The sequence below is a fragment of the Rhodococcus sp. 2H158 genome (assembly GCF_053764755.1).
The window spans coordinates 160727-186968 of sequence record NZ_JBSNCE010000001.1 but is presented as its reverse complement, the minus strand read 5'-3'; the positions used below and the strand labels follow the sequence as shown (position 1 = coordinate 186968).

At 69.8% G+C, this 26242-nt stretch carries 23 protein-coding genes and 1 pseudogene; 7 read left to right on the top strand and 17 right to left on the bottom strand.

What is annotated here, in order from left to right; translation table 11 throughout:
• Positions 1-952: 952 nt before the first annotated feature.
• Positions 953-1923 (bottom strand): annotated as a pseudogene (locus ACWPOB_RS00865) (MFS transporter); the annotation flags it as partial.
• A gap of 394 nt (positions 1924-2317) precedes the next feature.
• Positions 2318-2734, bottom strand: coding sequence for a PPOX class F420-dependent oxidoreductase (locus ACWPOB_RS00860; protein ID WP_455399582.1), 417 nt, complete (start codon positions 2732-2734; stop codon positions 2318-2320).
• Between the two features lie 277 nt (positions 2735-3011).
• Between ACWPOB_RS00860 and ACWPOB_RS00855 the strand changes: the two genes are divergently transcribed.
• Positions 3012-4769: a cutinase family protein gene (locus ACWPOB_RS00855; RefSeq protein ID WP_455399581.1), complete on the top strand. Its 1758-nt coding sequence runs from the start codon at positions 3012-3014 to the stop codon at positions 4767-4769.
• Here the strand turns inward: ACWPOB_RS00855 and ACWPOB_RS00850 are convergent.
• From ACWPOB_RS00850 to ACWPOB_RS00815, 8 genes are all read right to left on the bottom strand, one after another.
• On the bottom strand, positions 4760-5431 hold the full coding sequence (locus ACWPOB_RS00850; RefSeq protein ID WP_455399580.1) for a hypothetical protein: 672 nt from the start codon (positions 5429-5431) through the stop codon (positions 4760-4762). The genes ACWPOB_RS00855 and ACWPOB_RS00850 overlap by 10 nt on opposite strands.
• A gap of 81 nt (positions 5432-5512) precedes the next feature.
• Positions 5513-5941 carry a CBS domain-containing protein gene (locus ACWPOB_RS00845; RefSeq protein WP_100056188.1) on the bottom strand — a complete coding sequence of 143 codons (429 nt, stop codon included), beginning with the start codon at positions 5939-5941 and terminating at the stop codon, positions 5513-5515.
• A gap of 138 nt (positions 5942-6079) precedes the next feature.
• Entirely contained in the window at positions 6080-8041 is a 1962-nt protein-coding gene (gene ggt, locus ACWPOB_RS00840) for a gamma-glutamyltransferase (RefSeq protein ID WP_455399579.1), read from the bottom strand.
• Between the two features lie 169 nt (positions 8042-8210).
• Positions 8211-9254 carry a YeiH family protein gene (locus ACWPOB_RS00835; RefSeq protein ID WP_100056187.1) on the bottom strand — a complete coding sequence of 348 codons (1044 nt, stop codon included), beginning with the start codon at positions 9252-9254 and terminating at the stop codon, positions 8211-8213.
• 119 nt (positions 9255-9373) lie between these two features.
• The gene (locus tag ACWPOB_RS00830) at positions 9374-10042 is read right to left on the bottom strand and encodes a methionine ABC transporter permease (RefSeq protein ID WP_048771654.1); all 669 of its coding nucleotides are present in this window, start codon (positions 10040-10042) and stop codon (positions 9374-9376) included.
• Complete coding sequence (locus ACWPOB_RS00825) at positions 10039-11049, bottom strand: methionine ABC transporter ATP-binding protein (protein WP_048771283.1); 1011 nt, start codon at positions 11047-11049, stop codon at positions 10039-10041. Before ACWPOB_RS00825 ends, ACWPOB_RS00830 begins: the two co-directional genes overlap by 4 nt.
• A complete protein-coding gene (locus ACWPOB_RS00820; RefSeq protein WP_455399578.1) occupies positions 11046-11885 on the bottom strand; it encodes a MetQ/NlpA family ABC transporter substrate-binding protein in 840 nt (279 codons plus the stop codon). The genes ACWPOB_RS00825 and ACWPOB_RS00820 overlap by 4 nt, the downstream gene beginning before the upstream one ends.
• Positions 11882-12946 carry an isopenicillin N synthase family dioxygenase gene (locus ACWPOB_RS00815; RefSeq protein WP_100056184.1) on the bottom strand — a complete coding sequence of 355 codons (1065 nt, stop codon included), beginning with the start codon at positions 12944-12946 and terminating at the stop codon, positions 11882-11884. Before ACWPOB_RS00815 ends, ACWPOB_RS00820 begins: the two co-directional genes overlap by 4 nt.
• Before the next feature lie 498 nt (positions 12947-13444).
• On the opposite strand from ACWPOB_RS00815, the gene ACWPOB_RS00810 reads away from it, so the two are divergent.
• From ACWPOB_RS00810 to ACWPOB_RS00785, 6 genes are all read left to right on the top strand, one after another.
• A complete protein-coding gene (locus ACWPOB_RS00810; RefSeq protein WP_100056183.1) occupies positions 13445-14563 on the top strand; it encodes an LLM class flavin-dependent oxidoreductase in 1119 nt (372 codons plus the stop codon).
• Positions 14564-14606: 43 nt separating this feature from the next.
• Positions 14607-15521 (top strand): NADPH-dependent oxidoreductase, encoded by a 915-nt coding sequence (locus ACWPOB_RS00805; protein WP_455399577.1) that lies wholly within the window; start codon positions 14607-14609, stop codon positions 15519-15521.
• A 95-nt stretch (positions 15522-15616) separates the two neighbouring features.
• Positions 15617-15688 carry a putative leader peptide gene (locus ACWPOB_RS00800; protein WP_353852504.1) on the top strand — a complete coding sequence of 24 codons (72 nt, stop codon included), beginning with the start codon at positions 15617-15619 and terminating at the stop codon, positions 15686-15688.
• Positions 15689-15751: 63 nt separating this feature from the next.
• Complete coding sequence (locus ACWPOB_RS00795) at positions 15752-16315, top strand: flavin reductase family protein (RefSeq protein ID WP_455399576.1); 564 nt, start codon at positions 15752-15754, stop codon at positions 16313-16315.
• A gap of 101 nt (positions 16316-16416) precedes the next feature.
• Positions 16417-16929 (top strand): winged helix-turn-helix domain-containing protein, encoded by a 513-nt coding sequence (locus ACWPOB_RS00790; protein ID WP_040272936.1) that lies wholly within the window; start codon positions 16417-16419, stop codon positions 16927-16929.
• A gap of 228 nt (positions 16930-17157) precedes the next feature.
• A complete protein-coding gene (locus ACWPOB_RS00785) occupies positions 17158-17649 on the top strand; it encodes an NADPH-dependent FMN reductase (protein WP_455399575.1) in 492 nt (163 codons plus the stop codon).
• Positions 17650-17659: 10 nt separating this feature from the next.
• Here ACWPOB_RS00785 and sfnG read toward each other — a convergent pair whose 3' ends face one another.
• The 7 genes from sfnG to ACWPOB_RS00750 form a co-directional block, all read right to left on the bottom strand.
• Positions 17660-18781, bottom strand: coding sequence for a dimethylsulfone monooxygenase SfnG (sfnG, locus tag ACWPOB_RS00780; RefSeq protein ID WP_100056189.1), 1122 nt, complete (start codon positions 18779-18781; stop codon positions 17660-17662).
• Positions 18782-18881: 100 nt separating this feature from the next.
• A complete protein-coding gene (locus ACWPOB_RS00775) occupies positions 18882-20255 on the bottom strand; it encodes a styrene monooxygenase/indole monooxygenase family protein (RefSeq protein ID WP_100056180.1) in 1374 nt (457 codons plus the stop codon).
• A gap of 29 nt (positions 20256-20284) precedes the next feature.
• The gene (locus ACWPOB_RS00770) at positions 20285-21697 is read right to left on the bottom strand and encodes an LLM class flavin-dependent oxidoreductase (protein ID WP_455399574.1); all 1413 of its coding nucleotides are present in this window, start codon (positions 21695-21697) and stop codon (positions 20285-20287) included.
• The gene (locus tag ACWPOB_RS00765; RefSeq protein WP_455399573.1) at positions 21694-22911 is read right to left on the bottom strand and encodes an acyl-CoA dehydrogenase family protein; all 1218 of its coding nucleotides are present in this window, start codon (positions 22909-22911) and stop codon (positions 21694-21696) included. Before ACWPOB_RS00765 ends, ACWPOB_RS00770 begins: the two co-directional genes overlap by 4 nt.
• Before the next feature lie 122 nt (positions 22912-23033).
• Entirely contained in the window at positions 23034-24248 is a 1215-nt protein-coding gene (locus ACWPOB_RS00760; RefSeq protein ID WP_455399572.1) for an SfnB family sulfur acquisition oxidoreductase, read from the bottom strand.
• Between the two features lies 1 nt (position 24249).
• Positions 24250-25422: an LLM class flavin-dependent oxidoreductase gene (locus tag ACWPOB_RS00755; RefSeq protein ID WP_455399571.1), complete on the bottom strand. Its 1173-nt coding sequence runs from the start codon at positions 25420-25422 to the stop codon at positions 24250-24252.
• A 172-nt stretch (positions 25423-25594) separates the two neighbouring features.
• Positions 25595-26173 (bottom strand): hypothetical protein, encoded by a 579-nt coding sequence (locus tag ACWPOB_RS00750; protein WP_100055477.1) that lies wholly within the window; start codon positions 26171-26173, stop codon positions 25595-25597.
• Positions 26174-26242: the final 69 nt, after the last annotated feature.

Here is a 26242-nt window from a genome sequence, read left to right as displayed (position 1 = left end):
TGCTCGCCGGCGACCTGGAGCGCGAGCTGCGTGAGCGCCCACTCGGATGGCCGTCGATGCGCGAAAGGACCCAGAGACGAGAATCGAGGCAGCGAAATTGTCCGGCACCGAGGGCTCGAGACAGGGGTCAGTGCGATGGAAGTTGAGTTGCGAAGGAGTTGCAGCAATCGCGCGGATTGCTCAGCTGTGATCGTGTGGACCCAACTCGACCAGAGCCCGCAGAAATGGACAACTTCGCGCGGAATTCTTGGGACAAGTGCCGTGGACGATCTTGGAAGTGCCAGGAGATACGGACAAGTTGGTCCGGAACCTACATGTCGGCCGGCGTCGTACATATAACTGGCGAACTCGTTTACGCGCCGGGACCGGCGGACCGCCCGGTCAAAGGCGAGCTCCATTGTCGTGCAGACGCCGAACCCGATCACGGTCCCTTCAGTCCTCCGGTGCCGCCGCCATCTTCTTGTCACATCGAGCAAATTGAATGCGTAAGTGGCACTGGGAATCCGGGCGGTGTGAGACCTTACGCACCAAATCGAACATATGTTCTTTTTTTTGGGGGGGGGGTGTGGGCGGGCAGATGATCCGAGGCGACGGGTCCACTGGAATGTTTGCGGCAGAACGGGATAGCTGTCTCGCGAGCGATGAAACCGGGATGGTGCGCTGCTTGGCTCCGAATCGCGAATCACTTCGTCTCACAAGGGTGTGCATTCTTCGGTCGCCGCACTCTCGGACGAATCGGGCATTGTGCACGTGTGGTCCTTGGACGAGTTGATGCGATTCGTACCACAACCGATCGAGTCGCTCACGCAACGCACGAAGCGCCGCATGTTTGGAGTAACACTTGCATCGGGGCGGCGAATAAGGGCTGTGGTCGGTCAAACCTTCCTCACGATAGATGGCTGGGTGACAATCGAAAAGTTGGACGTAGGAAGTCGGATCGAGATCCCTCGTCGCCGATCCGGTCGGCGACGCGACCGGCGACGAGCAGGCCCGCGACGGCACCGGCGTTGAGCGCGAGCAGCAGCGACAGCGACGCGCCGAGGTCGTATCCCGCTTCCCGCATGATCATCGGCAGTCAGGTGCTGAGGCCGTAGACCAGGAGCGGCCCCATGAATGAGGTGATCCAGATGGACACGCTGGTGCGCAGAAGCTGCTGCGAGAACAGGGTCCGCACCGGCGATCCCGGTTTCGAGGTCCTGGCCGCATCCGTGGTGCGGTCGGTGTCCGACGGCACCGTGGTCACATCGGTGGGCGGAAGTCTGTAGTCGGCGGCGATGCGCTCGGCTTCGTCGTGCCGGCCTCGCACCGACAGGTAGGCCGGCGACTCGGGCGGGTAGCGGATCATAAGCGGGACGAGGACGAACGCCGGCAGGGTGCCCGCGATGAACATCGAACACCACCGGGAACTTTCGAGCAGGAAGAGGGCCGTCAGCGCGGTCGCCACGGCGCCGACGTGATAGCCGGTCATGACGGGCGTCGACGCAGATCCCTTTTTGCCGGGCATGAATTCGGCGACGATCGCCAATGCGGTGGGCAGTGCGCCGCCGAGGCCGAGACTCGCGAGGAAGCGCAGGACGCCGAGCATCTCCGGCGAGGTCGCGAATGCACACGGAGTGTCAGCGCCGAGAAGGCGGTGACGGAGAAGATGAGGGCGCGTCGCCGGCCGAGGACGTCGGCGAGGGTGCCGATAGCCAGGGCTCCGAATGTCATGCCGACCAGGCCAGCGGTCGAGATGACCGTGAGGCGGCCTGCGTCGAGGTTCCAGTCCGGGTAGTCCAGCAGCGCCGGATTCACCGCGCCGAGAACGACGAGGTCGAAGCCGTCGAGAAGTACCGCGACCCAGCAGAGCGCGACGACGAGAGTCGCGGAGCGGGTTGTGTGTCGGGGCGCCTGTGCGGCGGTCCGATCCGAGCCTGTTCGCATAGTGCACACCTGTTCGTAACTGAGTGATCGTTCGGATTGTGACTGCGCGCTGCGATACGTCAACTCGCCGGCGGGGCGGGGGCGACCGCGAAAATCGATCAGGCAGAATCTATTTCACTCAGCGAAAACGACCATTGTGCTTACGGTCCCGGGATGGTGCGGGTCAGGATCCGTTCCTTGACGTGACAGTAGTCGGTGATGCCTGAGCGGAACGGCGTGACGGAGGGGCTCGGTCGCGCAACTCCGCGTGTCCGCATCTGGCCGAAAATTCCCGCGCCGAAACGGAATTCGCTGCGGCAGTTCAGCGCGCGAATTCCGGTTCGGCGTGCGGATTACCGCGACGGTCGCCGTCGCGCCCTGGGCGACCCGGGAAACAACGGTACGAACGTGCGGCTCAGGTACCGGTGTCCGAAGGGTGCCGGAACGGGAGGTCCTGCAGGTGAACTCGCTCGGGTTCGATGAGCGACACGATCGCTGAGCGCATGGGGAAGTCGCTGCCGACGTAGCGATTGCTCATTCGGTCCATGATCGCGACCGCTTCGTCGCCTCCGAGTTCCTCGACGACCCGGCCACGGATGACGACCGACCGATACGGGTTGTGCTCATCGCAGACCGACACGGCGACCCGCCCGTCCCGCCGTAGATTGGCGACCTTCCGGTTCTCCTGAGCGGAGAATATCGCCAAGTGACCACCTTCGACCGCGATCCACACAGGAGAAACGTGCGGCGAGCCGTCGGGCATGAGCGTCGCGACGTGCGCCATGTTCCGCGCCTCCAGCAGAGCCCGCACGTCGCCGGACAGATCGGCCATGACCGGTAGCCTACTCGCGTCCATGACGGTGCCGAGGTGGTTTGCCACCGCAGGCGAGCAAGCCCGTCGTGTACCGGGAGGAGGTGGTGCCGGAACGGAATGCCCTCGCCGCGAGCAGGCACAGGCGCGGCAACTCGAATCCGTCCGGGAACTCATCGCGGCCACGCCTACGACGCGGACGTGTAACACGATTGCCGTCTCGAACGACTTTCCGACCGACGCGTCGACACCACAATCAGGGTCGTCGGCACGGACCGACTTCGGATGGGGATTGACCATGGCACTTGACTGGGCGGTGCGAAACAAGCGGATTGTCGCGGCTGCGGTGGCACCCGTGGCGCTGGGCGCGGCGGCGGTGGTCGCCGTCGCCGTCTCGGAACCGTCGGCTCCGTCGACGGCCCCGACGACGCTGACCGCCTCGGTCACCGAGTGCCACGACATGGTCAGCATCGCGGTCGGCGGGCGCAACGACAGTCCCCGCCCCGGCACCCACGCGATGCTCCTCGACGCCGACGGGAACCCCCTGCCGGCCGCATCGTCCACCGACTTCAGCAGCCCCTGGGTCGACGAGGTCGTGAACGCGCCGCGGGACGACGTGCCCGAGGGCTCCTACTCCGCCGTGTACGTCGAGTACCCGGCGAACATGTCGTCGTACGACGACGCCGTCGAGGCCGGCGTGGACAACGCCGAGACCGTGATGCAGGCGATCCGCCAGGCATGCCCCGACACGAAGTTCGCCGTCGTCGGGTACAGCGAGGGCGCCGACGTGGCGCGCCGCGTGGCGATGGAGATCGGCAACCAGGAAAGCGCCGAGGACGGCTCGTACGAGATCGTCGATCCGGATTCGGTCGTGGGTGTGGTCATCCTGGCCGACGCCGGGCGCGAGGCGGGTGAGGGACCGTTCCCCGGCGCGGAGGACGAGTTCCGCAACCCGGACGGATTCGACCTCGCCTACCAGTCGGGCCGGAACAGCGCGTCGGGCAGCGGTTCGCTGCCGGGCACCGCGGGGAGCTTCGGGGCGCTGGACGGCAAGGTGGCGTCGTTCTGCTCGGAGGGCGACCTGACCTGCTCCGCTCCGGAGAACATCGCCCTGCTGCAGCTCGCGGTGAACGTGGGCCGGCAGTTGAACGTCGACGCGCTCGAGCGCGACGGCCTCACCCCGGAGACCGCGCTGGACGTCGCCACGGTCCTCGGGCGGATCGCCATGGCCGCGTTCGCCGACATCCAGTCGCAGGAGAACTGGATGCAGAGCGACGAGACCTTCCTCGACGTCCTCATCAAGGTGTCGGATCCGTCCTACGAGCCGACCGTCCGCGACGTCGCCTCGGACGGGACGGACGGCGAGATCACCTCCGGTGAGCTGATCGACCTGACCTATCTGCCCGCGAAGCTGCGCAACGAGGTCATCGGATTCATCGCCGACAACGAGAACACCCTCGAGGTGGCGCTGAGCGATCCGTACCAGCAGACCCTCGGTCCGGACACCGGGCACCACTTCGATTACTGGCGCGATTCCGACCCCGAGAACGGAAAGCCCCTGACGTCCGCGCAGTACGCGGCGGCATGGCTGACCCACCTGGCGAAGCAGGCCGAGAGCGGCGAGCTCGACAAGGCCGAGGCCGAGGCGACCGCTCCGCAGCTCGTCGTCTCGTCGAAGCCGATCGATCCGGCGCCGCTCCCGCCGACGACGGACGGCGACGTGGAGAAGGCCGCCGCCGAGGCCACCACGACCGCGCCGACGACCACCTCGTCGACCCCGGCGTCGCCGACTCGGGCCGCGACCTCCTCGTCGGCTTCGCCGACACCGGTGTCGCCCGTCCCGGCAGCGGCCCCGGCGCCCTCGCCCACGGCCCCGGCCCCCTCGCCCGCGGCGCCGTCCCCGACGCCGACCGTGGAGCCGCTGCCGGCCGTGGAGCCGCTGCCGACCGTCGCCCCGACGACCGTCGCCCCGACGACCGTGGAGTCGAGTGCTCCCGGGACCACGACGCCGGCCGCAACCACCACCCCGACGACCACGCCGGTGCCTCAGCCGTAGGCCGGCTGAGGGCTCGCCTCGCGGATCGCCCTGGCCCTGGCCGTCGACGCGACGAACAGGGCCAGGGCGGCGGAGGGGGGAAGCGAATGGACGAGCAGAGTCGCGACGGCGAGATCGGCGGCCACCGCGCCGGTCGCCATGGCGAAGACCCACGGCGGCGCGGCGGGCAGTTTCGCCTTCCCGGCCGACCACGGGGTGCGGGCCCACGGTTTCGCGACCGACAACCACGCCTGGAAGGCGAGCGCGCTGATCATCAGAGCGGTGCCCGCGATCATCGGTCCCGCCGGTCCGGACGCGCCGTCGCGGGCGGCGGCCACCGAGCCGTTCAGGCCCGCAGACAGCAGGAAGATTCCGAGGTTCACCTGGACCACGGTGAGGACGAACTTGATCGCCACCCACCAGTAGCGCAGGAATCCCCACGGCGTCGCCGCCGCGAGGAGAAAGCCGGTGAACGCCGACGCGTTGGCCAGCGGAGCGAGCAGGGCGCCGTCGAGGTGCTGCGCCATTGTCGTGCCGGCCACCCGCACGGCGGGATCCACCGCGGTGCGGCTCAGCGTCAGCAGGACGAGCAGCGCGAGGGCCTGCCCCATCCATCCCACGGACGTGACCACGTGCAGCCACACCGTCGCCTGCCGCCACCGCTGCCCCGGACGCCTCGCCATGTGGTCCACTGTCGTCCGGCAGGCGCCGCAGGGTAATCCGGGATCACCCGGAGAATCCCCCTGAAATCTGGTGCCCCGGGTTCAGCCGTGCTCGATGTACGACTCGAGTTGGTCGCGTTCGCTCTGCAGTTCGTCGATCCGGCTCTTCACGATGTCACCGATGCTGACGATGCCCACCAGGTGGCCGTCCACCACGACGGGCAGGTGCCGGATCCGGCGTTCGGTCATGGTCTCGGCCAGGCTGTTCACCGTGTCGGTGGGCAGGCACGTGGACACCGTCGTGCTCATGATGTCCCGGACACGGGCGTCGAGCAGGGCCGGACCGTGCTGGTGGAGCCGGCGCACGACGTCGCGTTCGGAGACGATGCCGATCACGGCGTCGCCCTCCACCACGACGAGGGCGCCCACGTTGTGACGGGCGAGTTCACCGATCATCTCGTCGACCGAGAGGTCCGGATCCACCGTGGCCACGACCGGCCCCTTGTTCCGCAGCACGTCCGCGATCCGCATCCGGGCACCCCCGATCCATCCGCTCCCAGTCACCCGCCGTGACGGTGATCGATGGTTGTCGATCTTATTCCCGCAGGTCGACCAGACCCCGTGTGGTTATCCAGTCGTGACTCGATGCTCGAACCGCGCGTCGGATCGTTATCCGGTGGCGTCGCCCATCACGGCGCCCTCTCGACGGGGGTCCGCGCCGCCGACCCACCCCGACTCGTCCCGGCGGAGCGCACTCAGTCCGCTGGACTGCGGGAGCACCGCCACCTGATGGCCTCGCGCGCGCAGCTCGGCGACCAGCGGATCGCGTGCGCCGTCGTCGCTGCCGTCGATCGCCGGATGCTCGCCGCCGACCCCGGTGACCGGGGTGTTCGCCGCGCCGAAGGCCACCGCCGACACCGCCTGTTGCGGGTCCAGGCCCCAGTCGAGCATCCCGACGAGCGTCTTGACCACGTACTGGATGATGACGGAACCGCCCGGCGAGCCGACGACGATGCGCAGGTCGCCGCGGGTGCCGTCGGGATTGCGATCGAAGACGAGCGTCGGCGCCATCGAACTGCGCGGTCGCTTGCCCGGTTCGACGCGGTTGGCTACCGGCACCCCGGCCTTGTCCACGGGTTCGGCGGCGAAGTCCGTCAGTTGGTTGTTCAGAAGGAAGCCGGCGACCATGTGGAACGAGCCGAACGCCGATTCGATCGTCGTGGTCATCGAGGCCACGTTGCCGTATTCGTCGGCGATGGAGATGTGGCTGGTGCCGTGTTCGCGGTCCTGTGGTGGGGTGCCCAGGGGCACCGGCCCGAAGTCGCCGGGCTGTGCCGTGCCCATGCTCCGGCCCGGGTCGATGAGGCCCGCACGCCCGCGCAGGTAGTCGTCGTCGAGCAACGTCTGCGGCGAATTGCCCGGCAGGGGAACGAAGTCCGAGTCCGCCACGTACTTGTCGCGGTCCGCGTACGCGAGGCGCTCGGCCTCGGAGATCAGGTGCACGGCGTCGGCGGTCGGCTCGCCACCGTTCTCGTCGATGTCGGCCGGTCCCAGCGTGGACAGGTCGAAGTTCTCGAGGATGCCCATCGTCGCGGCCACCGCGATGCCCCCCGAGGACGGGTTCGGCATGCCACAGACCTCGTGCGCCCGATAGGGCGTGCAGAGGGGGGTGCGCTTCTTCACCTCGTAGCCGGCGAGGTCGTCGACGGTCATCGTCCCGGGGGTGCGGCCGCCCGCCTCGGTGGCGGTGGCGTCGACGATGTCCCGGGCGAGGGCTCCGGTGTAGAAGGCGTCGGCTCCGCCGGACGCGATGGCGCCGAGCGTCTTCGCCATGGCCGGATTGACCAGGACGGTGCCCGCGGTCTTGGGCGTGCCGTCGGGGTTCAGGAAGTACGCCCGCGCCTCGTCGTCGACGGCGAGGTCGGGCGCCGAGTCGGCGATCGACTCGGCCATCCGGTCGCTGATCACCACCCCGTCGTCGGCGAGGGAGATGGCCGGGTCGAACAACCGGGCCCACTCCGTGCCCCCGTGTTCGCGGTGCACCTCCTCGAGCAGGCGCACCACTCCGGGCACCCCGATCGAGCGGCCGCTGGCCCGGGCGTCGGGCCGGGGCGCGGTGCGGTCGGTGTCGCTGATCCAGCGCAGGTAGTTCTCGGTGGCCGACATCGGTGCCGTCTCCCGGCCGTCGTACGCCTGCACCTGCCCGGTCTCCGCGTCGTAGTAGAGCAGGAAGGCGCCGCCGCCGATCCCCGACGACTGGGGCTCCACGAGCCCGAGCACCGTCTGCGCGACGACCAGCGCGTCGGCGACGGTGCCGCCGTCGCGCAGCACCTTGCACGCCGCCTCCGTCGAGACCGGGTTGGCGGTGGACACCGCGTACGACGCGGTCGTCACCGCCGTCATGTCGTCGCGGTAGCCGGTGGCGACCTCGGGGTTGGTGGCCAGGTCCCTTTCGGACGTCGACGGGGCGGGCGGGGCGGCGGACAGCGGGGTGCCGTTGGGGACGTGGATGCATTCGGCGGTCCCCGACGAGTCGTCACCGGCCGACGTGCAGGCGCCGAGCAGCGCGACGGACAGTGCCGCGGCGATCGCGACGCGGATCGTGGAGCCCACCTTCGCCACCGGTGTCATCTCGCCGACGGTAACAGCGGCCACCGGTGCCCGAAGTGCTTCCCGCGAGATCCGTTTCGGCCGGGCCGTCGTGCCGGGCCACCGCGTCCAGCCGCGAACCTTCCGGTCACCCGCGTGCGGCACGACTGTTGTGGGTGCCCGATCGGCGCGCGGCTGCGGAGCGTATCTGCTATCCCAGCAGCACAATTCCGGCGAGGGCGATCGCCGAGACCCACACCGTGGATGCGGCGGCGAGCGCGAAAGGCCGCCATCCCACGCCCCGCAGGACGTCGATGCGTACGCCGGTGCCGAGCGCGAACATGGCGGCGGTGAGCAGCGCCGTCTGCGCAAGCCGGGCGACGTCCAGAGCCGGGTCGGGGAGCAGACCGGTGGCGCGCAGGGCCACGCAACCCAGGAAACCGAGCAGGAACAGCGGCACCAGCGGTGGTCGCCGGATTTCGGTCTGCTCGCGGCTGCGGCGGCGGGACACCGCGCCGATCCAGGCGACCACGGGCGCGAGCATCGCGACCCGGGCGAGTTTCACGGTCACGGCCACCGCAAGAGCACTCGCGCCCAGCGCCCCGGCGTTGCCGGCGTCCACGGCTTCCCCCGCAGCGACGACCTGCGCCACCTCGTGGATCGCGGCGCCGGCCCACATGCCGGCCTGGGTGGTGTCGAGTCCCAGCGCGGAGGCCGCGAGCGGCAGGCCGGGGATCATGGCGGTGCCGAAGACGACCACCAGTGCGACGGTGGTGACCACGTGCTGCTTGCGGGCGTCGACGACCCCGTCCACCGCGGCGACGGCGGCGGCGCCGCAGATCGAGAAGCCGCAGGCGACGAGCAGGCGCTGGGTCCAGTCGAGCCCGAGGATCCTGCCCAGTGCCATCGTTCCGGCGATGCCGCCGACCACCACGGCCACGACGAGGCCGAGCACGCCCCAGCCGAGGGCGAGCACGTCGGTGACGAGGAGTTGCAGACCGAGGAGGGCGACCCCGATCCGGAGCAACCGGCGCGAGGCCACGGCCAGGCCGGGTTCGGTGGACGCCGGGAGCGAGGTCGTGTTGGCCAGGAGTGCGCCGAGGACGATGGCGACCAGCAGGGGGCTGATGCCCCCGGCGAGCCGGGCGGCGACGAGCGACGCCGCTGCCGCCGCGGCGCAGACGGTGAGTCCCGGAAGCGGAGCGCGCAGGCGTACCGCGGCCGGGGCCGAGAGCGCCTGGAGGGAAGTGGCCATGGTCTCCACCCTGGCGGGTGGCGCGCGTCGCGGATAGACGGTGTTTCGGCATCACCTCATATGAATTTGATATGAGACGGGGTCGCGGTGGGGGCGGCCACGCCGCCGCGAAGCGAACTTCATCGCCGGTGTGCGAGCGCCCGCACCGCGACGTCTCCCGCGGTCTGCAGCGCCTGCACGAGCACGATCAACACCACCACCGCGACCATCAGGACCGGGGTGTTGAAGCGCTGGTACCCGTAGACGACGGCGAAGTCGCCGAGCCCGCCGCCGCCGACGACCCCGGCCATCGCGGAGTACCCGACCAGCAGAACCGCGGTGAGGGTGGCACCGGAGATCAGAGACGAAAGCGATTCGGGAAGAAGTACTTTGGTGACGATCTGCCGGTTCGAGGCCCCCATGGCCCGGGCCGCGTCCACCCGCCCACGCGGAACCTCTCGCAGCGCGCTCTCGACGATGCGGGCAAAGAACGGGATCGCCCCGATCGTCAAGGGGACGAGCGCGGCGGTCGGCCCGATCGCAGTCCCGACCACCAGACGGGTCACACCGATCAGCGCGATCAGCAGGACCAGGAACGGCAGCGAACGGAACACGTTGACCACGGCCCCGACCACGAGATACAGCGTGCGGATCGGGCGCAGCCCATCCGGCGCGGTCACATGCAGCAGAACACCCACGAGCACCCCGCCCACGACGGTGAGGAGGAAGGCGACGCCCACCATGTAGAGGGTGTCGAGCGTGGCGGCCCACACCTCGGGCAGGGCGTCGTACCAGCTGAGCTTGTTCATGCCCCGACCCTCGCCACGACGCCGGTCGTCCACGCGACGGTGACGTCGGGCAGGGCGGCGAAGAATCGGTCCACCGCGTCGCGATCCACGTCGCCGTCGAAACGCACGTGCAGCTTGCCGATGTCGGTACCGGCGACACGGTCGACCCGGCCGCCGACGACCGCGACGTCGATCCCGACGTCGCGGGAGAGCCGGGACAGCCACGGCGTGGCGACGGCGGAGCCGCGGGCGGTGACGAGCGCGGTCACGTCCCCGTTCTGCTCGCCGACGCCCGCCGGCAGCAGCGCATCACCGAGGCGGGACACGGGGTCGGCCACGAGATCGGCCACGGGACCGGATTCGACGATTCGGCCGCCGTCCAGCAGCGCCGCGGACGTGCAGATCCGGCGCACCACGGACAGCTCGTGGGTGACGACGACGATGGTGACGCCGAGCGTCCGGTTGACGGTCGCGATCAGATCGAGCACCTGCTCCGTGGTGGCCGGGTCGAGGGCACTGGTCGCCTCGTCGCACAGCAGGACGTCGGGCTCGGCGGCGAGTGCGCGCGCGACGCCGACGCGCTGCTGCTGCCCACCGGACAACTGCGAGGGGAAGGCGTCCCGCTTGTCGGTGAGTCCGACGAGCTCGAGCAACGTCTCGGCCCGGTCCCGTCGCTCCGTCCTCCGTACGCCGGCGACCTCGAGCGGAAACTCGACGTTCGCGCGGACGGTGCGGGAGTGCAGGAGGTTGAACTGCTGGAACACGGTGCCGATGCGGCGACGGGACGCGCGCAGCCGGCCTTCGGACAGGTGCGAGAGGTCCTCGCCGCGCAGGAGGATGCGTCCGCTCGTGGGGCGTTCCAGCAGGTTCAGGCACCGCAGCAGCGTGGACTTGCCGGAACCGCTGGGGCCGACGATGCCGAAGACCTCTCCCTCGTCGATCTTCAGGTCGATTCCGCGGAGCGCGTCGATCGTGCCGGTGCCACCCGTTGCCGGGTACGACTTGGTGAGTCCGTCGACGACGATCACGCGCCGACCTCGTGGACGGGTACGACCGCGCCGTCGTAGTTCTCGGCGATCCAGGCGGCGACCTCGGGCGACTCGAGGGCGTCCGCGAGGGCGGTGAGGGCGGGATCGGACGCATCCTCCGATCGCACCACGAGGATGTTCTCGAACGGGTTGTTGTCGACGGATTCCCGCACGATGCTGTCGTCCGCGGGGTTGAGCCCCGCTTCGAGCGCGTAGTTCGAGTTGACGAGCGAGGCCGTGATCGCCGGATCGTCGACGGTGCGCGCGAGCTGCGCGCGTTCGAGCTCGACGAACCTCAGGTTCTTCGGATTCGAGACGATGTTCGCGGCAGTGACCGTCGCGATGTCCGCTTCGGACAGCGGCTTGTCGAGTTCGAGCAGGCCCGCCGACTCCAGGAGGTAGAGCGCACGCGCGAAATTGGTCGTGTCCTTCGGCAGCGCGATCGTGTCGCCGTCCTTCAGGTCCGCGACCGCGGCGATCTTGTTCGAGTACAGGCCGAGCGGTTCGAGGTGTACGGCGGCGACCGACTCGAGGTTGTCCACGCCCTTCTGCTGCTGCCAGTCGGCGAGGTACGGGTGGTGCTGGAAGAAGTTGGCGTCGACGTCACCGGCTTCGAGCAACTCGTTCGGGTCCACCTCGCCGGTCACGGGCTTGATGTCGAGGACGACGTCGCCGAGCGCACCGGATTGCCGCACGTGTTCCAGGATTTCGACATGCGGTGTCGCGGAGGCGGAGATCACGAGGGTGTCCTCGCCGGTCCCGGAGGCGGAGCAGGCGGCCAGCCCGGTGGCCAGGGCGACGGCGGAGACCACGGACAGGGCGCGGCGCAGAGTCATTCGGAGTGTTCGCTTTCGTCGAGATCGCCGGGCCGGCCGGCGAGGAGGGGGGAGTTCGAGAGGTCGGCGTGATGGCGCTCGGTGACGTTGGGGTGGGCCCGCAGTCGCGACTTGAGCGCGTTGAGCCCGTACACGGCGTGCAAGGCGTCACCGTGCTCGTCCGCACCGACACCGCGGGCCTCGGCGGCGAGTGCGCCGGGCAGGGGCACATGCGGCAACGCCTGATCCAGTGCGGGATTGAGGAAGAACGGCAGGGATACCCGGTCGGTGCCGGGAGCCGGCGGAAGGACCCGGTGCGTCGTCGCCTTCAGGTAGCCGCCGGTGGCCAGTTCGAGGAGCTCGCCGATGTTGACGATGAAGTGTCCGGGCAGGGGTTCGACGTCGACCCAGGTGCCGTCGATCTCCACCTGGAAGCCGGTGCTTCCGGGTTCCGGATAGAGCAGCGTGAGAACTCCCACGTCCTTGTGACTGCCCACGCCCTGTCCGGTGATCGATCGGTCGTGGCCCGGGTAACGCACGATCTTCAGCAGCGGATCGGGGTCCGCGAACGCGCCGTCGAAGAAATCGGCTGGTGCGGAAAGGGATTCGGACCATGCCCGGAGGAGCCGACGGCCGACCCCGCCGGCCTGCTCGATCCACTGCAGCGCGAGCGCCCGCAGCTGCGGCACCCGGCTCGGCCACAGGTTCGGACCGTGCAGCACCTCCCACGGCCGCTGGGGGTCGAACTGTGCCACCGGAGCCCGTTCGGGGCCGATGTCGAGTTGCTCGCGCCAGTCCACATATCCCTGGGTTCGTTCACCCCCGACTCGGGTGTAGCCGCGGAAATGAGGCGAGTGTGAGTTCTCGATCTCGAGCTTCACGGGGTCGGGCAGGGCGAAGAACGCGCGTGCCGCTGCGATCAGCCGGTCGGCGAGGGCCGGGTCGATGCCGTGGCCGGCCAGGTGGAAGAAGCCGACCTCGTGCGTGACCCGGCGCAGCCGGTCGAGCAGGGCGGCCCGGGTGGCGGCATCGCCGTCGAGGCCTGTGAGGTCGACGACGGGCAGGGTGGTCGAGGGAGGCATCGCAGGGAGTCCTTTCGGGCCACGTCGAGCGCCGGGTGCCCGGGAAACGGGCAACGCGGCACCGGCGGCCGGAGGAGATGTCGGTATCGGGAGACGCGGGTGCGTCCGGTGGGACGGCTGTCAGCGACAACAACACGCCGGGGCGTGCGTGCCCACGACGCGTGCGATCACGACCTGCGCGTGACTGGTGCCGAACATCTTTCCTCCGATAGGCCGCGGGCGCGGCCCGTTCGTGGCGGGAATCCGCCCTCGGTGCTGCCGGACGGTCACGCTATCCAGTGGACGGGTCTCGGACAACCCACGCCCTTTCGGGCGGGTCCGACCTGCACCGATTTCGGATCACGACGATCGCAATCCTGGTTCGCACCCCGGTGCACGGCTACCGTGACGCCGATGCCGAGACGACGACGGCGACGTGTCCGGCCGGGCGCAACGGTTCCGATCACCTCGAGGACAACCCTTCGCGGACGCCCACCGGGACGGCAGACTCTGTAGTTCGTGCGCTTCCAGATCCTCGACATCATCTTCAACCCGCCGCATCCGGTCACCGGCGACGTCGTCGCTCCCGCGGCGCGCCTGAACCGCGTCGTCGAGATGGCGGTGCTCGCCGAGCAGCTCGGCATCGACAGTTACTCGGTCGGCGAACGTCATGCCGGCGACGTGCTCTCGTCCAGCCCGACCGTCGTCCTCGGTGCCATCGCACAGGCCACCGAGCGGATCCTGTTGTCCACGGGTGTGACCGTGCTGTCGGTGCTCGATCCCGTGCGCGTCGCCGAGGATCTGTGCACCGTCGATCAGCTGAGCCGGGGCCGCCTCGAGATCGTCATCGGCAAGGGCAACGAGGTGCTCCAGTACCCCCTGTTCGGCCTCGACATCGGCAAGCAGTACGACTACCTCACCGAGAACTACGAACTGCTGCGCCGGCTGCTGCGGGAGGAACACGTCGACTGGTCGGGTGAGTACCGAGCGGCACTCGCCGATGTCACGACGCTGCCCCGCCCGTTCGACGGGCCGTTCCGCATCTGGCACGGATCCGCCACGTCGGCGCGCGCAGTGGACCTGGCGGCGAAGTGGGGAGACCCGATCGTGACGGCCAACGCCCTGCAGCCCCGGGAGAACTACAAGGTCCTGATCGATCGATACCGCGAGCACTACGCCGCACACGGTCACGACCCGGCGAAGGCCTACGTCGGATCGGGTTCGGGCGGATTGTTCCTCGCGGACACCACGGAGAAGGCGATCGAGGAGTACCGGCCCATCTACGAAGGTGCGGTACGCCAGGCCGACAAGAGGAAACACGATCCGGGCGCCGTCGGCAAGACCACCAGCTTCCGCACGATCGAGGAGGCGGTCGAGCGGGGTCCGGCCCTGGTCGGTTCGCCGGACCGCGTGGCCGAGAAGATCCTCGACTACCACGAGTGCTTCGGCCACGCCCTCCAATCCGTATCCGTCAACCACGTGCTCGACTTCGAACGCCAGAAGGACACCCTGCGTCGATTCGCCGAGGAGGTCGTACCGCTGGTGCGCGCGGAGGTACCGCCGACGACGCTGTGGAGCGAATCCGACACCGAGCGCGCCAGAGGGTTCACCGCCGATTCGCCGGTGGGCAGCCGATAGCGATCCGTCGACCGGCCGGGAACCGGCCAGAAGGGCTCCACCCGTGACTATGTCTCACCCACTCGCAGCGAACCCCGGCGCCGGCGCGGATCGGGTGGTCGCTCGCTCCGATGCTCTCGAACGACGCGATGCCCTCGAACGACGCGATGCCCTCGAACGACGCGATGCCCTCGAACGACGCTTCGGTGCTGCCGACACGACCGGTCCCTGGAACGCGGTGCTGGCGACCCAGCTGGCGCACCGGTCGGTGCGCCGGTTCCTCGACCGTCCCGTCCCCGAGGACCATCTGCGCGCCGTCGTCGCCGCCGCGTCGTCCGCGGCCAGCTCGAGCAATCTGCAGCTGTGGTCCGTCGTCGCCGTCACCGACCGCGAGCGGATCGATGCGCTCGCCACCCTTGCAGGCGATCAGGATGCGGTCCGCCACGCGCCGCTCTTCCTGGTCTGGCTCGCAGACTTCGCCCGCTCGGAGCGCATCGCTACGGTTCACGGCCGAGAGCTCGTCAACGCGGACTTCGCCGAGGGCACCCTGCTCGGCGTGGTCGACGCGGCTCTGGCCGCGCAGAATGCCGTGGTCGCGGCGGAATCGGTCGGCCTGGGCACCGTGTACATCGGCGGTATCCGCAACGAGCCCGAGCGCGTCGCCGACGTCCTGGAGCTGCCGCAGCGGGTCTTCCCGGTCGTCGGCCTCTCGGTCGGCTTCCCTGATCCCGCGGAGCAGGCCGAGGTCAAGCCGCGCCTCGGATTCGACGTGGTGTGCCACCGGGACCGTTACCGACTCGAGGCGCAGGACGCGGGTATCGCCCGGTACGACACCCGCGCCGAGGACTTCTACCGTGGACAGGGCCTGCCGGGCAGCTGGACCGGACGAATCGTGGCACGACTGACGGATCCGGGTACTCTGGGATCGCGCCGCCGACTTCGAGACGCGTTGCGCGAAAGGGGTTTCCCGACGAACTAGCAGCGCCGGCAACCCCGGCGCCGCCTCGGCTGTGCCCTGACGAAGACCGTCGGGGACGGCCACGATCGACTGCAGACAGGTGAGGATCGAGCACTATGACCGAAACAGCGTGGAGCCGCAGGCACGTGGACCTGTGCCGCACCCGCTCGTGTCTCTGTGCCTCCTGACCTGAGTACGTGTCTTCCCGATACCTCCCTCCGTCTCGGTGTGTACCTCCTCAAGGAACGGCTATGTCCCTGTCGATGTCGAATGCCCTCGAATACTCCGCCACCGCCGCATCGGACCACGCTCCGGGCGTCCGTGGCGACGAATACCGCTCGGCCCTTCGGCGGCACCCCGCCGGGGTCACGATCGTCACTCTCGAATCCGGCTCCGGCCCGGTCGGGTTCACTGCGACGTCCTTCGCCTCGCTCTCCCTCGATCCGCCGCTGGTCTCGTTCAACATCACCGACACGTCGTCGAGCATCGGCGCCGTCCGCTCGGCCGAGTCGTTGGTGATTCACCTGTTGGGCGACCATCAGCAGCATCTCGCGCAGCGCTTCGCGCGCAGCGCGGCGGAGCGGTTCTCCGACGAGTCGCTCTGGACCCGACTCGAATCCGGTGAACCCGTCCTGCACGGCACGCCGGTCTGGCTCCGGGTTGTCGTCGACCGGTTGATTCCGCTCGGTGACAGCACTCTGGTCGTCGGTGTCGTGGTTCGTGCGCACGAGGACCCGAATCCGGGGGAGGGCAAGCGTATTCCGTTGCTCTACCACGAGGGCGCCTACCACCGCCCCGTCGCATTGGAGGAGTGAATCATGAGTCGTCTGCCGAGTCTCCGGAACGAGTGTCCGAGCTGTCGCCGCACCGCATCGCCCGTCAGCTCGTCGGATCCCCTCCTCGACCGGAGCCTCACATGGAAATCCTCGCCACTCGCAATGACGTAGTCACCGACGCCGGTGCCGAACTCGTTCTCGTCCTGCGACTGCCCGACATCGGAACACACTCCTCGCGTGACCTGGCGGCGCTCGCCGACGCCCTTCGCGAGGCCGCCCAGGATCTGGTTCCGGGCGTGAGCACCCATACGGTGCTCAGCCCGACCCCCATCCCGTTGATCATCGACCTTCCCGCCCGCGACGTCCTGCTCGACGGCCGGCGAGTGCTGCTCAGCCACAGCGAGTTCGAGATCCTCGCCTATCTCGTCCGCAACCCGAGGACCGTGGTGTCCCGGGCCGTCCTGCGCGACCTCGGGACCGGGGTGCGGGAGGTGGACAGTCGCGGCCGGAACGTCGATGTCCACGTCTCCCGGATCAGGACCAAATTGCAGCAGTTCGGCAGCATCATCTCCACGGTCCGCGGCAGCGGATACCGCTTCGACCCGCACCCGGCCGTTCACATCACGGAACTGCTGACGAGGCGGTGCGCATGACGCCCGGGCACGACGACCTCCCCACAGGTCGCACTTCGGCGGCCGCCCCCGAATCGGAGTGCGAGACGCAAGGTCTACTGCGGCGGCTGTTCGCCGACGTCCGGTGGCCGGACGTCGCCACCACTCGCGCGGTGATAGAGCTGTGCACATGGTGAGCGCGGTCCGACCAGAACCTCCCGGCAGCGCACCGCGCCGGGATAATCCGAATGTATGTGGAAGGGCTCCTGCGTGAAGACCACCGTCGTCGCCGGCAACCCCAAGCCCGGCTCCCGCACCCTCGACGCCGCCACCCTGCTTGCCACCGAACTCACCGGCTCCGCACCGGACCACGTCGTCGACGTGATCACCCTCGGATCAGGCCTGCTCGGCTGGGGTGACGGCGCCGTCAAGGCGGCGGTGGAGACCGTCGCCGCCTCGGACCTCGTGGTCGTCGCCAGCCCCACCTTCAAGGCCGCCTACACCGGGATCCTCAAGCTGTTCCTCGACCAGTTCGCCACCGGTGACGGCCTGCGCGACGTCACCGCCGTGCCGCTCATGCTCGGCGCCGGCCCGGCCCACGCCATGGCCCCGGACCTGCTGCTCAAGCCGGTGCTCGTCGAACTCGGCGCCACCACCCCGGCGCCGGGTCTGTACCTGCTCGACTCCACCTACACCACCGACACGCGGATCGCGGACTACGCCGAGCGCTGGGCGCCTGTCCTGCGATCCGCGTGGCGGTGATCGGGCCGGGTCAGACGACCACGGGCTCGCGGTCGTCCTGATCGGCGGCCTCGAGTTCGCGCACGAGCGGCAGCACCTTCTCGCCGAAGTACTCGATCTCCTCCTGGAAATGGAGGAAGCCGGACAGGATGAGATCGACCCCGCGCCGGCGGTATTCGACGATGCGATGGGCGATCTGCTCAGGCGTGCCGATGAGCTGGGTGCGGAAGCCGTCGTTGTACTGGACCAGGTCCTCGAATGTCGAGTCGGCCCACATACCCTTCTTGTCCCCGGTGGACGCGCCGGCCTGCTGCACGGCGCTGTGGAAGCCCTCGACCGCCGGGCGGTTCGCCTTCTCGATGATCTCGCGGAGCGTGTCGCGCGCTTCCTTCTCGGTGTCGCGGGCGATGATGAACCCGTTGAGGCCGACCTTGACCTCGCGCTGGTGCTCGCGGGCGACGGCGCGCAGGTCGGCGATCTGGTCGCTGATGCCGTCGTAGTCCTTGCCGTTGCTGAAGTACCAGTCCGCGTAGCGGCCACCGTTGGCGATCGCGGCAGTGGAGTTACCGCCCTGGAACAGTTCGGGATTGGGCCGCTCGGGCGTGTTGGCGGGCTTGGGCTTGAGGGTGAAGTCGTGGATGCGGTAGAAGTCGCCGCGGAAGTCGACATCGTCCTCGGTCCAGATCTTGCGCAGCACCTGCAGGAACTCGGCACTGCGGCGGTAGCGTTCGTCGTGCTCGAGCCACGGCTCGCCGAGGTGGGTGAACTCGTCCTTGAACCAGCCGCTGACGACGTTGACGGCGAACCGGCCGCTGGAGAGCTGGTCGGCGGTGGCACCCAGTTTGGCGAGCACCGCCGGCTGCCACAGTCCGGGATGGACGGCGGCGATCACCTTCAGGCGCTCGGTGGCCAGCAGGAGAGCGAGGGAGAAGCTGGTGGACTCGTGCTGGAACTCCGCGCCGTAGCTGGCCTCGTACCGCACCTGGCTGAGTGCGTACTCGAAGCCGTTGTTCTCGGCGGTGCGGGCGAGCCGGACGTTGTAGTCGTAGTCCCAGCTGGTGCGCTGTTCGATGTTCGAGGTGACCAGGCCGCCGCTGACGTTGGGCACCCAGTAGGCGAATTTGATCTCGGGGGTGATGTGTTCGGTCGACATGGGCACCAATTCAAGCGTCCGCACCCGCCGCACCCAATCGTTGGAATCAACCCGATCCCAACCGTCGCGAGCGGTCGCGACGGTCGGGACCGGGTCGTCGTCAGGCGGGCTGGACCGCTGCGCCGGCGAGCGGCGACGCGCTGAAGCCGCCGCTCGGCTGGAACCGCGCCAGCACGTCCTCGGCCGGCTCGCCGGCATGCGCGGTGATGAACGCCAGCACGTCGTCGCGGGTGCCGATGCCGAGCAGCGTGCCGGGTTCGGACAGGAACCCGAACAGCGCGGCGGCCACCGGCTCACTCACGGTCGCCGCGGGGAAGAGCAACTCCGCGTGCACGGCGTACTTCGGATCGCCGAGGAACAACCGGGTCACCTCCGCGGCGGCGTGACCGCGGGCGTCCCAGTGCTTTTCGAACTGCTCCGTGAGCCAGCCGGCGGTGAACTCGCCCTCGTGGCCGCGTGCCGCCTCGACCAGCGCCGCCACCTGCACCACGGTGTTCTGTGCGCCCTGGCCGGCGATGGGGTCGAACGCGATGGCGGTGTCGCCGATCGCGGCGACGACGTGGCCCCCGGCCGTGCGGCCCACCGCCCGCCGCACCGTCGGGGTGACGGCCCCGCGCAGCCACGAGTGCGGATCGGCCTCGATGACCTCGAGCTTCTCCACCTCGGGGGCGTCCTGCGGGAAGTAGTCGCGGTACAGCTCGACGACGGTGCGACGCGCGCTGTGGACGTCGGTGACCGCCTCGAACCGCTCGACCCACGGGCTGCCCGGCTTGGCGAAGCCGAGGAAGCTCCACGTCGGACCCGCGTCCTTGTGCAGGTACGGGCCGAGCCAGGCCTCGCCGTACTCGGTGTGCAGGTTGAACAGGTTGTGGGCACCCCCCGCTTCGGAGCGGTAACCCCACGTGTCCGGGCCGTGCCCGAGTCCCCGGAGCGTCACCAGCAGCAGGGTGCGCTGGGGCTCGCGGTAGACGGTGCGCTCGGCGTCGACCGGGAACAGCGACGACAGGCCGCCCTTGCCGGTCGCGACGAGCGTCAGGTCGTGCTCGGCGGCGATCGCATCGAGACTCTCGGGCGTCACCGCACGCACCTCGAACCGGCCACCCCGGTCGAGGAAACGGCCCAGCCGGTCGTCCGCCCGCAGCCGGACGTCGACGCCCTGCGCGACGTACCGGAAATCCGGGTCGAACTCGAGGACCTCGGCGCGGGTGTCGCCGTCGCCCGAGTACAGGCGCGTGCTCATGCCGGTCGAATGGGGTCCGTCGGCGTACAGATCCTCGATGATCCGGGCGTCGGACTCGCGGGACTTGCCGAAGTAGACGGCCGTTCCGGTCGCCGGCACGTCGTTGCGCAGCGACTCGCGATCCCGATCGCTGAAGACGGTGACGTCGAATCCGGCATCGAGGAAGCCGAGCGCGGCCGTGGTCCCGGCCAGTCCGGCGCCGACGACGGCGACGGAACGTCGAGTGGTGGTCATGGAAACTCCTCGTGGTGGGCGGTGATGGATCAGCCGACGTAGGCGCGGTAGCGGTCGGTCACGGTCGAGAGGGGCGCGCCGAGCCGGTAGCGGGCGCCCCGATGCTCGTCGGGGAGGCGGTCGCCCTTGCCGAAGAGCTTGTGGCGCAGCGTTCCCTCGGTGTAGGTCGTCGGGTAGGCACCGCGCTCCTGGAGGACGGGGACGACGTGGGTGATCACGTCCTCGAACGAGCCGGGCGTGACGGCATAGGCAAGGTTGAACCCGTCGACGTCGGTTTCGGCCACCCACTCCTGCAACCGGGTGGCGACGGACTCGCCGGAGCCGACGAAGCGGGGGCCCAGTCCGCCGATGCTCGCCCACTCGGCGATGTCGCGGACGCGCCATTCGCGGCCGTCGTCGTCGGCCTCCTGGAAGGCCGCGACCGCGGAGCGGATGGCGTTGCTCTCGACGTTGCCGATCGGCTCGTCGAGGTCGTAGCGGGACAGGTCGATGCCCATCCAGCCGGAGGTGAACACCAGTGCGCCCTCGAGGCTGGCGTACCGCTTGTACTCCTCGTGTTTGGCCGCGGCCGCCTCGTCGGTGGCGTCCGTGATGATCGTGGCGAGGGCGTAGATCCGCGCGGAGTACGGATCGCGGCCGGCGTCGACGAGCGCGGCCCGGATGCGGGCCACGGTGTCGCGCAGGACCCGCTTGGACGGCGGCCCGACGAAGATCGCCTCCGCGTTCTCCGCCGCGAAGCGCACGCCGCGCGGCGACGCCCCGGCCTGATAGATCACCGGGGACCGCTGCGGTGACGGTTCGGACAGGTGAATGCCGGGCACCGTGAAATGCGGACCGCGATGCCCGATGTGGTGCACCTTCTCCGGGTCGATGTAGAGGCCGCGCTCGGCGTCCCGGACGACGGCGTCGTCCTCCCAGGAGCCCTCCCACAGCTTGTAGAGCACCTCGAGGTACTCGTCGGCGTGGTCGTAGCGGGTGTCGTGATCGAGCTGGTCGGCTTCGCCGAAGTTGCGGGCCGCGGACGGCAGGTATCCGGTGACGACGTTCCATCCGATGCGGCCGCGGGTGAGGTGGTCGAGGGTCGAGAGCCGCCGCGCGAACGGGTAGGGATGCTCGAATCCTGTTCCGGTGGTGATGCCGAAGCCGAGATGCTCGGTGGCCGCGGCCATCGCGGAGACGAGCAGGAGCGGATCGGCCACCGGGATCTGCGCCCCCTGCCGCAGCGCCGCCTCGTCGGTGCCGCCGTAGACGTCGTACGTGCCGAGCACGTCGGCGATGAAGAGGCCGTCGAACAGGCCGCGTTCGAGGAGCCGGGCAAGCTCGGTCCAGTACCCGAGGTCGGTGTAGCGGTGCGACCGGTCCGCGGGGTGGCGCCACAGTCCGGGGGACTGGTGGGCCACGCAGTTCATGTCGAACGCGTTGAAGCGGATGTGCCGGGTCACGCGATCACTCCGGGGCGACGGCCCGCGCTCCACGCGTAGGGGAGCGGATCCCCGTTGAGCACATGGGCGCCGACGGCCTGCTGCTTGTAGATCAGCGGGTTGTGCGCCGCGACGGTCCGTGCGTTGCGCCAGTGCCGGTCCAGCGCCGCCTCCGACGAGGTGATGGACGCGCCGCCGACCTCGAACAGCTGGGCCGTCGCGTCGAGGACGAGCCCGATCACCACCGACTGGGCGCGGGCGGCGGAAGCCTCGGCGCGGTCGAGCAGTTCGGGGTCGTCGGCGCCCGCGTCGAGAAGGACGTCGAGGTCGTCGGCGACGGCGAGCACGGCGGCACGGGCACCGAAGGCCGCGGCCGACAGCTTCCCGATCACCTGCTGGACCAGCGGGTCGTGCCGTGGCAGGTCGGCCACGGCGTGGGTGAACGTGCGGGTGCGTGCCCGAACCCGGTCGACGGCGTCGGCCTCGGCCCGCCGGGCGATGCCGGCGAGCACCGCGAGCTGCACCAGCTGCAGGTAGGCGGTCGCGTAGGTGCGGCCCGGGGCGCCGTAGCCGGGCCCGAGGATGCGGTCCTCCGGCACCACGACCCCCGTGAAGGTGGTGGTACCGCTCGCGGTGAGCCGCTGGCCGAAACCGTCCCAGTCGTCGGTCTGCTCGACGCCCGCCTGCCGCGCGTCCACCAGTACCGAAACCCGCTCGCCGTCGCGGTCCGCGGCGACGAGGATGTGGTCGGCGTACAGGCTTCCGGTGCTGTAGTACTTGACTCCGTCGAGGACCCAGCCGTCGCCCTTGCGGGTGAGGGTCGTGCGGTAGCGGTCGGCGGCACCCACGCCCGGTTCGGTGATGGCGTTGCCGACGAGCGTGCCGTCCGCGGCGGCCGCGAGCCAGTGCCGGGCTCGTTCGTCACCCGCGAGCCGTTGGTCCTCGACGAAGCTCCAGTGCACGCGCAGCGCCTGTGGCAGGTTCGACTCGGCGGCAGCGAGGTCGATCAGCAGGTCGAACAGCTGACGGACCGTGGCACCGAAGCCGCCGAACTCGACCGGCACCCGCAGGGCGCCGAAACCGGCCTCCCGCAGCCACTGCACCTCGTGGAACGGCAGCCGGCGCTCGTGCTCGCGCTGGACGGCTCCCTCGGCGATCCGGTCGAAGATCGGCCGGAAGCGCTCCCGGAGTTCGTCGTCGGTCACGGCCGGCGTCTGGATCGTTGAACTGCTCACCTGTCATGCTCCTCGGTGTGGCGTCGATGTCGACACAACGATGGACAATCGGGCCCGCGATGGCACCGGTTGCGATCGGCCAGAGTTCAATACTGGCGCCGGGGAACGGGCGTGCGGTCGTCTCAGATCACTCCGTGCCGCGGTGGAGATGTCCCGTCCAGCGTCCAACGGCCGATGTGCTGCAGCTTCCAGCGCGTCGCGTCGTGCAGGGTGTGGGTGCGTGCGTCGCGCCAGTAGCGGGACAGGTTGGCCGCGCCGGATGCGCTTCGGGTGCCGCCCAGTTCGAACACCGCGTTCGCGGCGTCGAGCGCGGCGCGGGTCGCCGCGACCTTCGCGGTGGCGACGTCGATCGATGCCGCCGCGGCGGTGTCGGCGTCGAGGTCGGCGCGCGCGGAGTCCACCGAGCGGGCCGCGACGGCCAGCAGGGCCTGGGCCGCCCGCACCGTGACGGTCACCTCACCGGCGAGCTGAGTCAGTAGCGGATCGTCCACCGCGCGGTCGACTCCCGCCTCGAAGTGGGGACGGGCGCGGCCGGCCTGCACGACCGCCTCACGCAGGGCGCCGGTCGCGATCCCCACGTCGATCGCGGCGTGCAGGATCTGTGCCTGTGCCCCGTAGGTGGTGGGCCCGTCGAACAGCCCCGAGTACGGGACGATCGACGAGGCGGGCACCGTCACGCCGTCGAGGGTGACGGTGCCACTGGCGGTGGTGCGCTGCCCCATGCCGTCCCAGTCGTCGACGACGGTGAGCCCGGCGGCGTCGCGGGGCACGAACGCCACGGCCTTCGGAGTGCCGCGGCCCGGGGTGCCGCCGTCGCCGACCACACTGGCGCGCACGGCGATCCAGTCCGCGAACAGGGCGCCCGTGCTGTAGAACTTGCGGCCCGAGAGGGTGAAATCCGCACCGGATGGGACGAGCACCGTGGTGTCCACGTCGACGGGATGGGGGCCGCGTTCGCTCTGCGCGTTCGCGAACAGGGCTCCGGACCGCACCTCACCGTAGAAGAACTCCTGCTGATCCGGGGTTCCCTGCGACCGGAGCAGTTCGAGGAAGGTGAAGTGGGACTGGGGGATCTGCGCGATACTCGGATCCGCCTCGGCGAGGAGCCGGAAGATCTCCACGAGGGTCTCGGTGGGCACGTCGATCCCGCCGTACGCGCGGGGCACCGTCACCGCGCCGAGGCCCGATCCGGCGAATTCGCGGATCTGGGTGTGCGGCAGTTCGCGGTTCGCGTCGCGGAGCGTGGCGTTCTCGGCGAATCGCCGGCCCAATACCGTGACCGTCTCGAGCGCATGGTCCGTGTCGACGATCCCGGATGTGACCTCGGCAGTTCCCATCTCAGCGGACCCCGGCAGGAAGGAAGGGAACGCTTCCGGACACGGCGCCGCCGGCACCGCCGGTGAACAGGCCGCGTTCCCGCAGGACCGGTAGCACCCCCTCGCCGAACCAGTACAACTCCTCGAGGTGCGGGTATCCCGAGAGGACGAACTCGTCGATGCCCAGCGCGGCGTATTCGGCGATCCGGTCGGCGACTTCGGTATGGCTGCCGACGAGGGCCGTCCCGGCCCCGCCGCGCACGAGACCCACCCCGGTCCACAGGTTCGGCGCCACCTCCAGGTTACGGGCGTCGCGCCAGTCTCCGCTGCGCCGGTTGTTCTCGTGCAGGGCGAGCATGCGGCGCTGTCCTTCGGACTCGCTGCGTGCGAGACCCGCCTGTGCCGCGGTCACCGTGTCGGGGCCGAGTGCCGCGATCAGCCGGTCGGCCTGCGCCCACGCATCGGCGGCGGTGTCCCGGGTGATGACGTGCAGGCGGATGCCGAACCGGATGGTGCGTCCGCGCCGGGAGGCGAGTTCGCGGATCCATGCGATCTTTTCGGCGACGGCCGCCGGCGGCTCACCCCAGGTGAGGTAGACGTCGGCGTGCTCGGCGGCCACCGGGCCCGCGGCGGCGGACGATCCACCGAAGTACAGCGGGGGGACAGGGCTCGGGAGCGTGGCCAGCGCGGCTTCCGAGACGTGCAGGTGCGTGCCGGAGTGGGTGACGGTCTCGCCGGCCCACAGCCGTCGGACGATCGAGAGGAACTCGTCCGCTCGGGCGTACCGCTCGTCCTTGCCGAGGTGGTCGCCGTACGCGCGCTGCTCGTGGGCCTCGCCGCCCACCACCACGTTGAGCAGGATCCGCCCCGGGGCGTGCAGTGAGAACGTCGCCGCCATCTGTGCGGCGAGGGTGGGGCTGATCAGTCCCGGGCGGAACGCCACGAGGAAGGCGAGTCGCTCGGATTCGCGCGCCACCATTGCCGTGGTGAGGAAGGCGTCCTCGCACCATGCGCCGGTAGGGGTGAGTGCGCCGACGAATCCGAACTCCTCGGCGGCGCGGGCGATCGACGCCAGGTACCCGACGGTGGCGCGCCGATCACCGCGGGCCGCCCCGGCGGGCGTTCCGTGGCCGCCGCCGACGATCAGGCGGCTGTCGCCGTAGGTGGGAAGAAACCAATGGAATGCGAGGGACATTGTTGCGAGGTTAAGGGCGGGGCGGAGCGCGGGCCACGGTTGAAATCGGTCCGATTCCAATTCTGGTCCTCGCCGGACGCCGCCCGGCGCCGCCTGCCGAGCGTGACGCGCGGACCGGACGACGAAAGGCGGGGCGAGAGAAGAAACTCTCGCCCCGCGTCTCGAACGACGGTCAGGAGGCCAGGATGAGCCCGCGGTCCCCGGTGCCGAAGCGGCGCAGGACCTCCACCACGGCGGGGGACGGCGTTGCCAGCCCCCGTGATTCGAGCCACGGCAGGGTGCCGTCGACGATGTGCTCGATCGTGAACTCGGCACCGAGCGGGAGGAGGGTCACGCCGTCGGCCACGCGGGTGGTGTGGATGTCGGCGATCAGCCCGGCGAGGCCGTGCGGGGTGCCGATGTAGGACAGGGTGTCTGCGCGACGACGGCCGTCGAGCAGCGCATACTGCTTGCGGGCGCTGCGGGCCTCCTCGGCGACGAGCACCTCGAGATCGACCAGGACGCTGATGCTGTCGGGATCGCGACCGTCGGCGCGGGCTTCGGAGCGGGCCCGTTCGCGGAGCTTCGCGCTCTCCCTCAGGTCGGCGGCGCGGATCCGGACCACGTTCGACGGCGAGGCGCTCAGGTCGAGCGCCGGTTCGTCGGCGCGTCCGGTGGTCAGGTCGGCCCAGTAGTGCGGGCCCTCGGGCCCGGCGAGCTCGACGGCGATACGCAGGGGACGATCGATGGGCCGGGTAGCGTTGTGCGACAAGGGTTTTCTCCTGGATCAGCGCCGCTCCGGTGGTGCTCCGGCGCGACGTGGCGGAAGGGACTGTGAGCG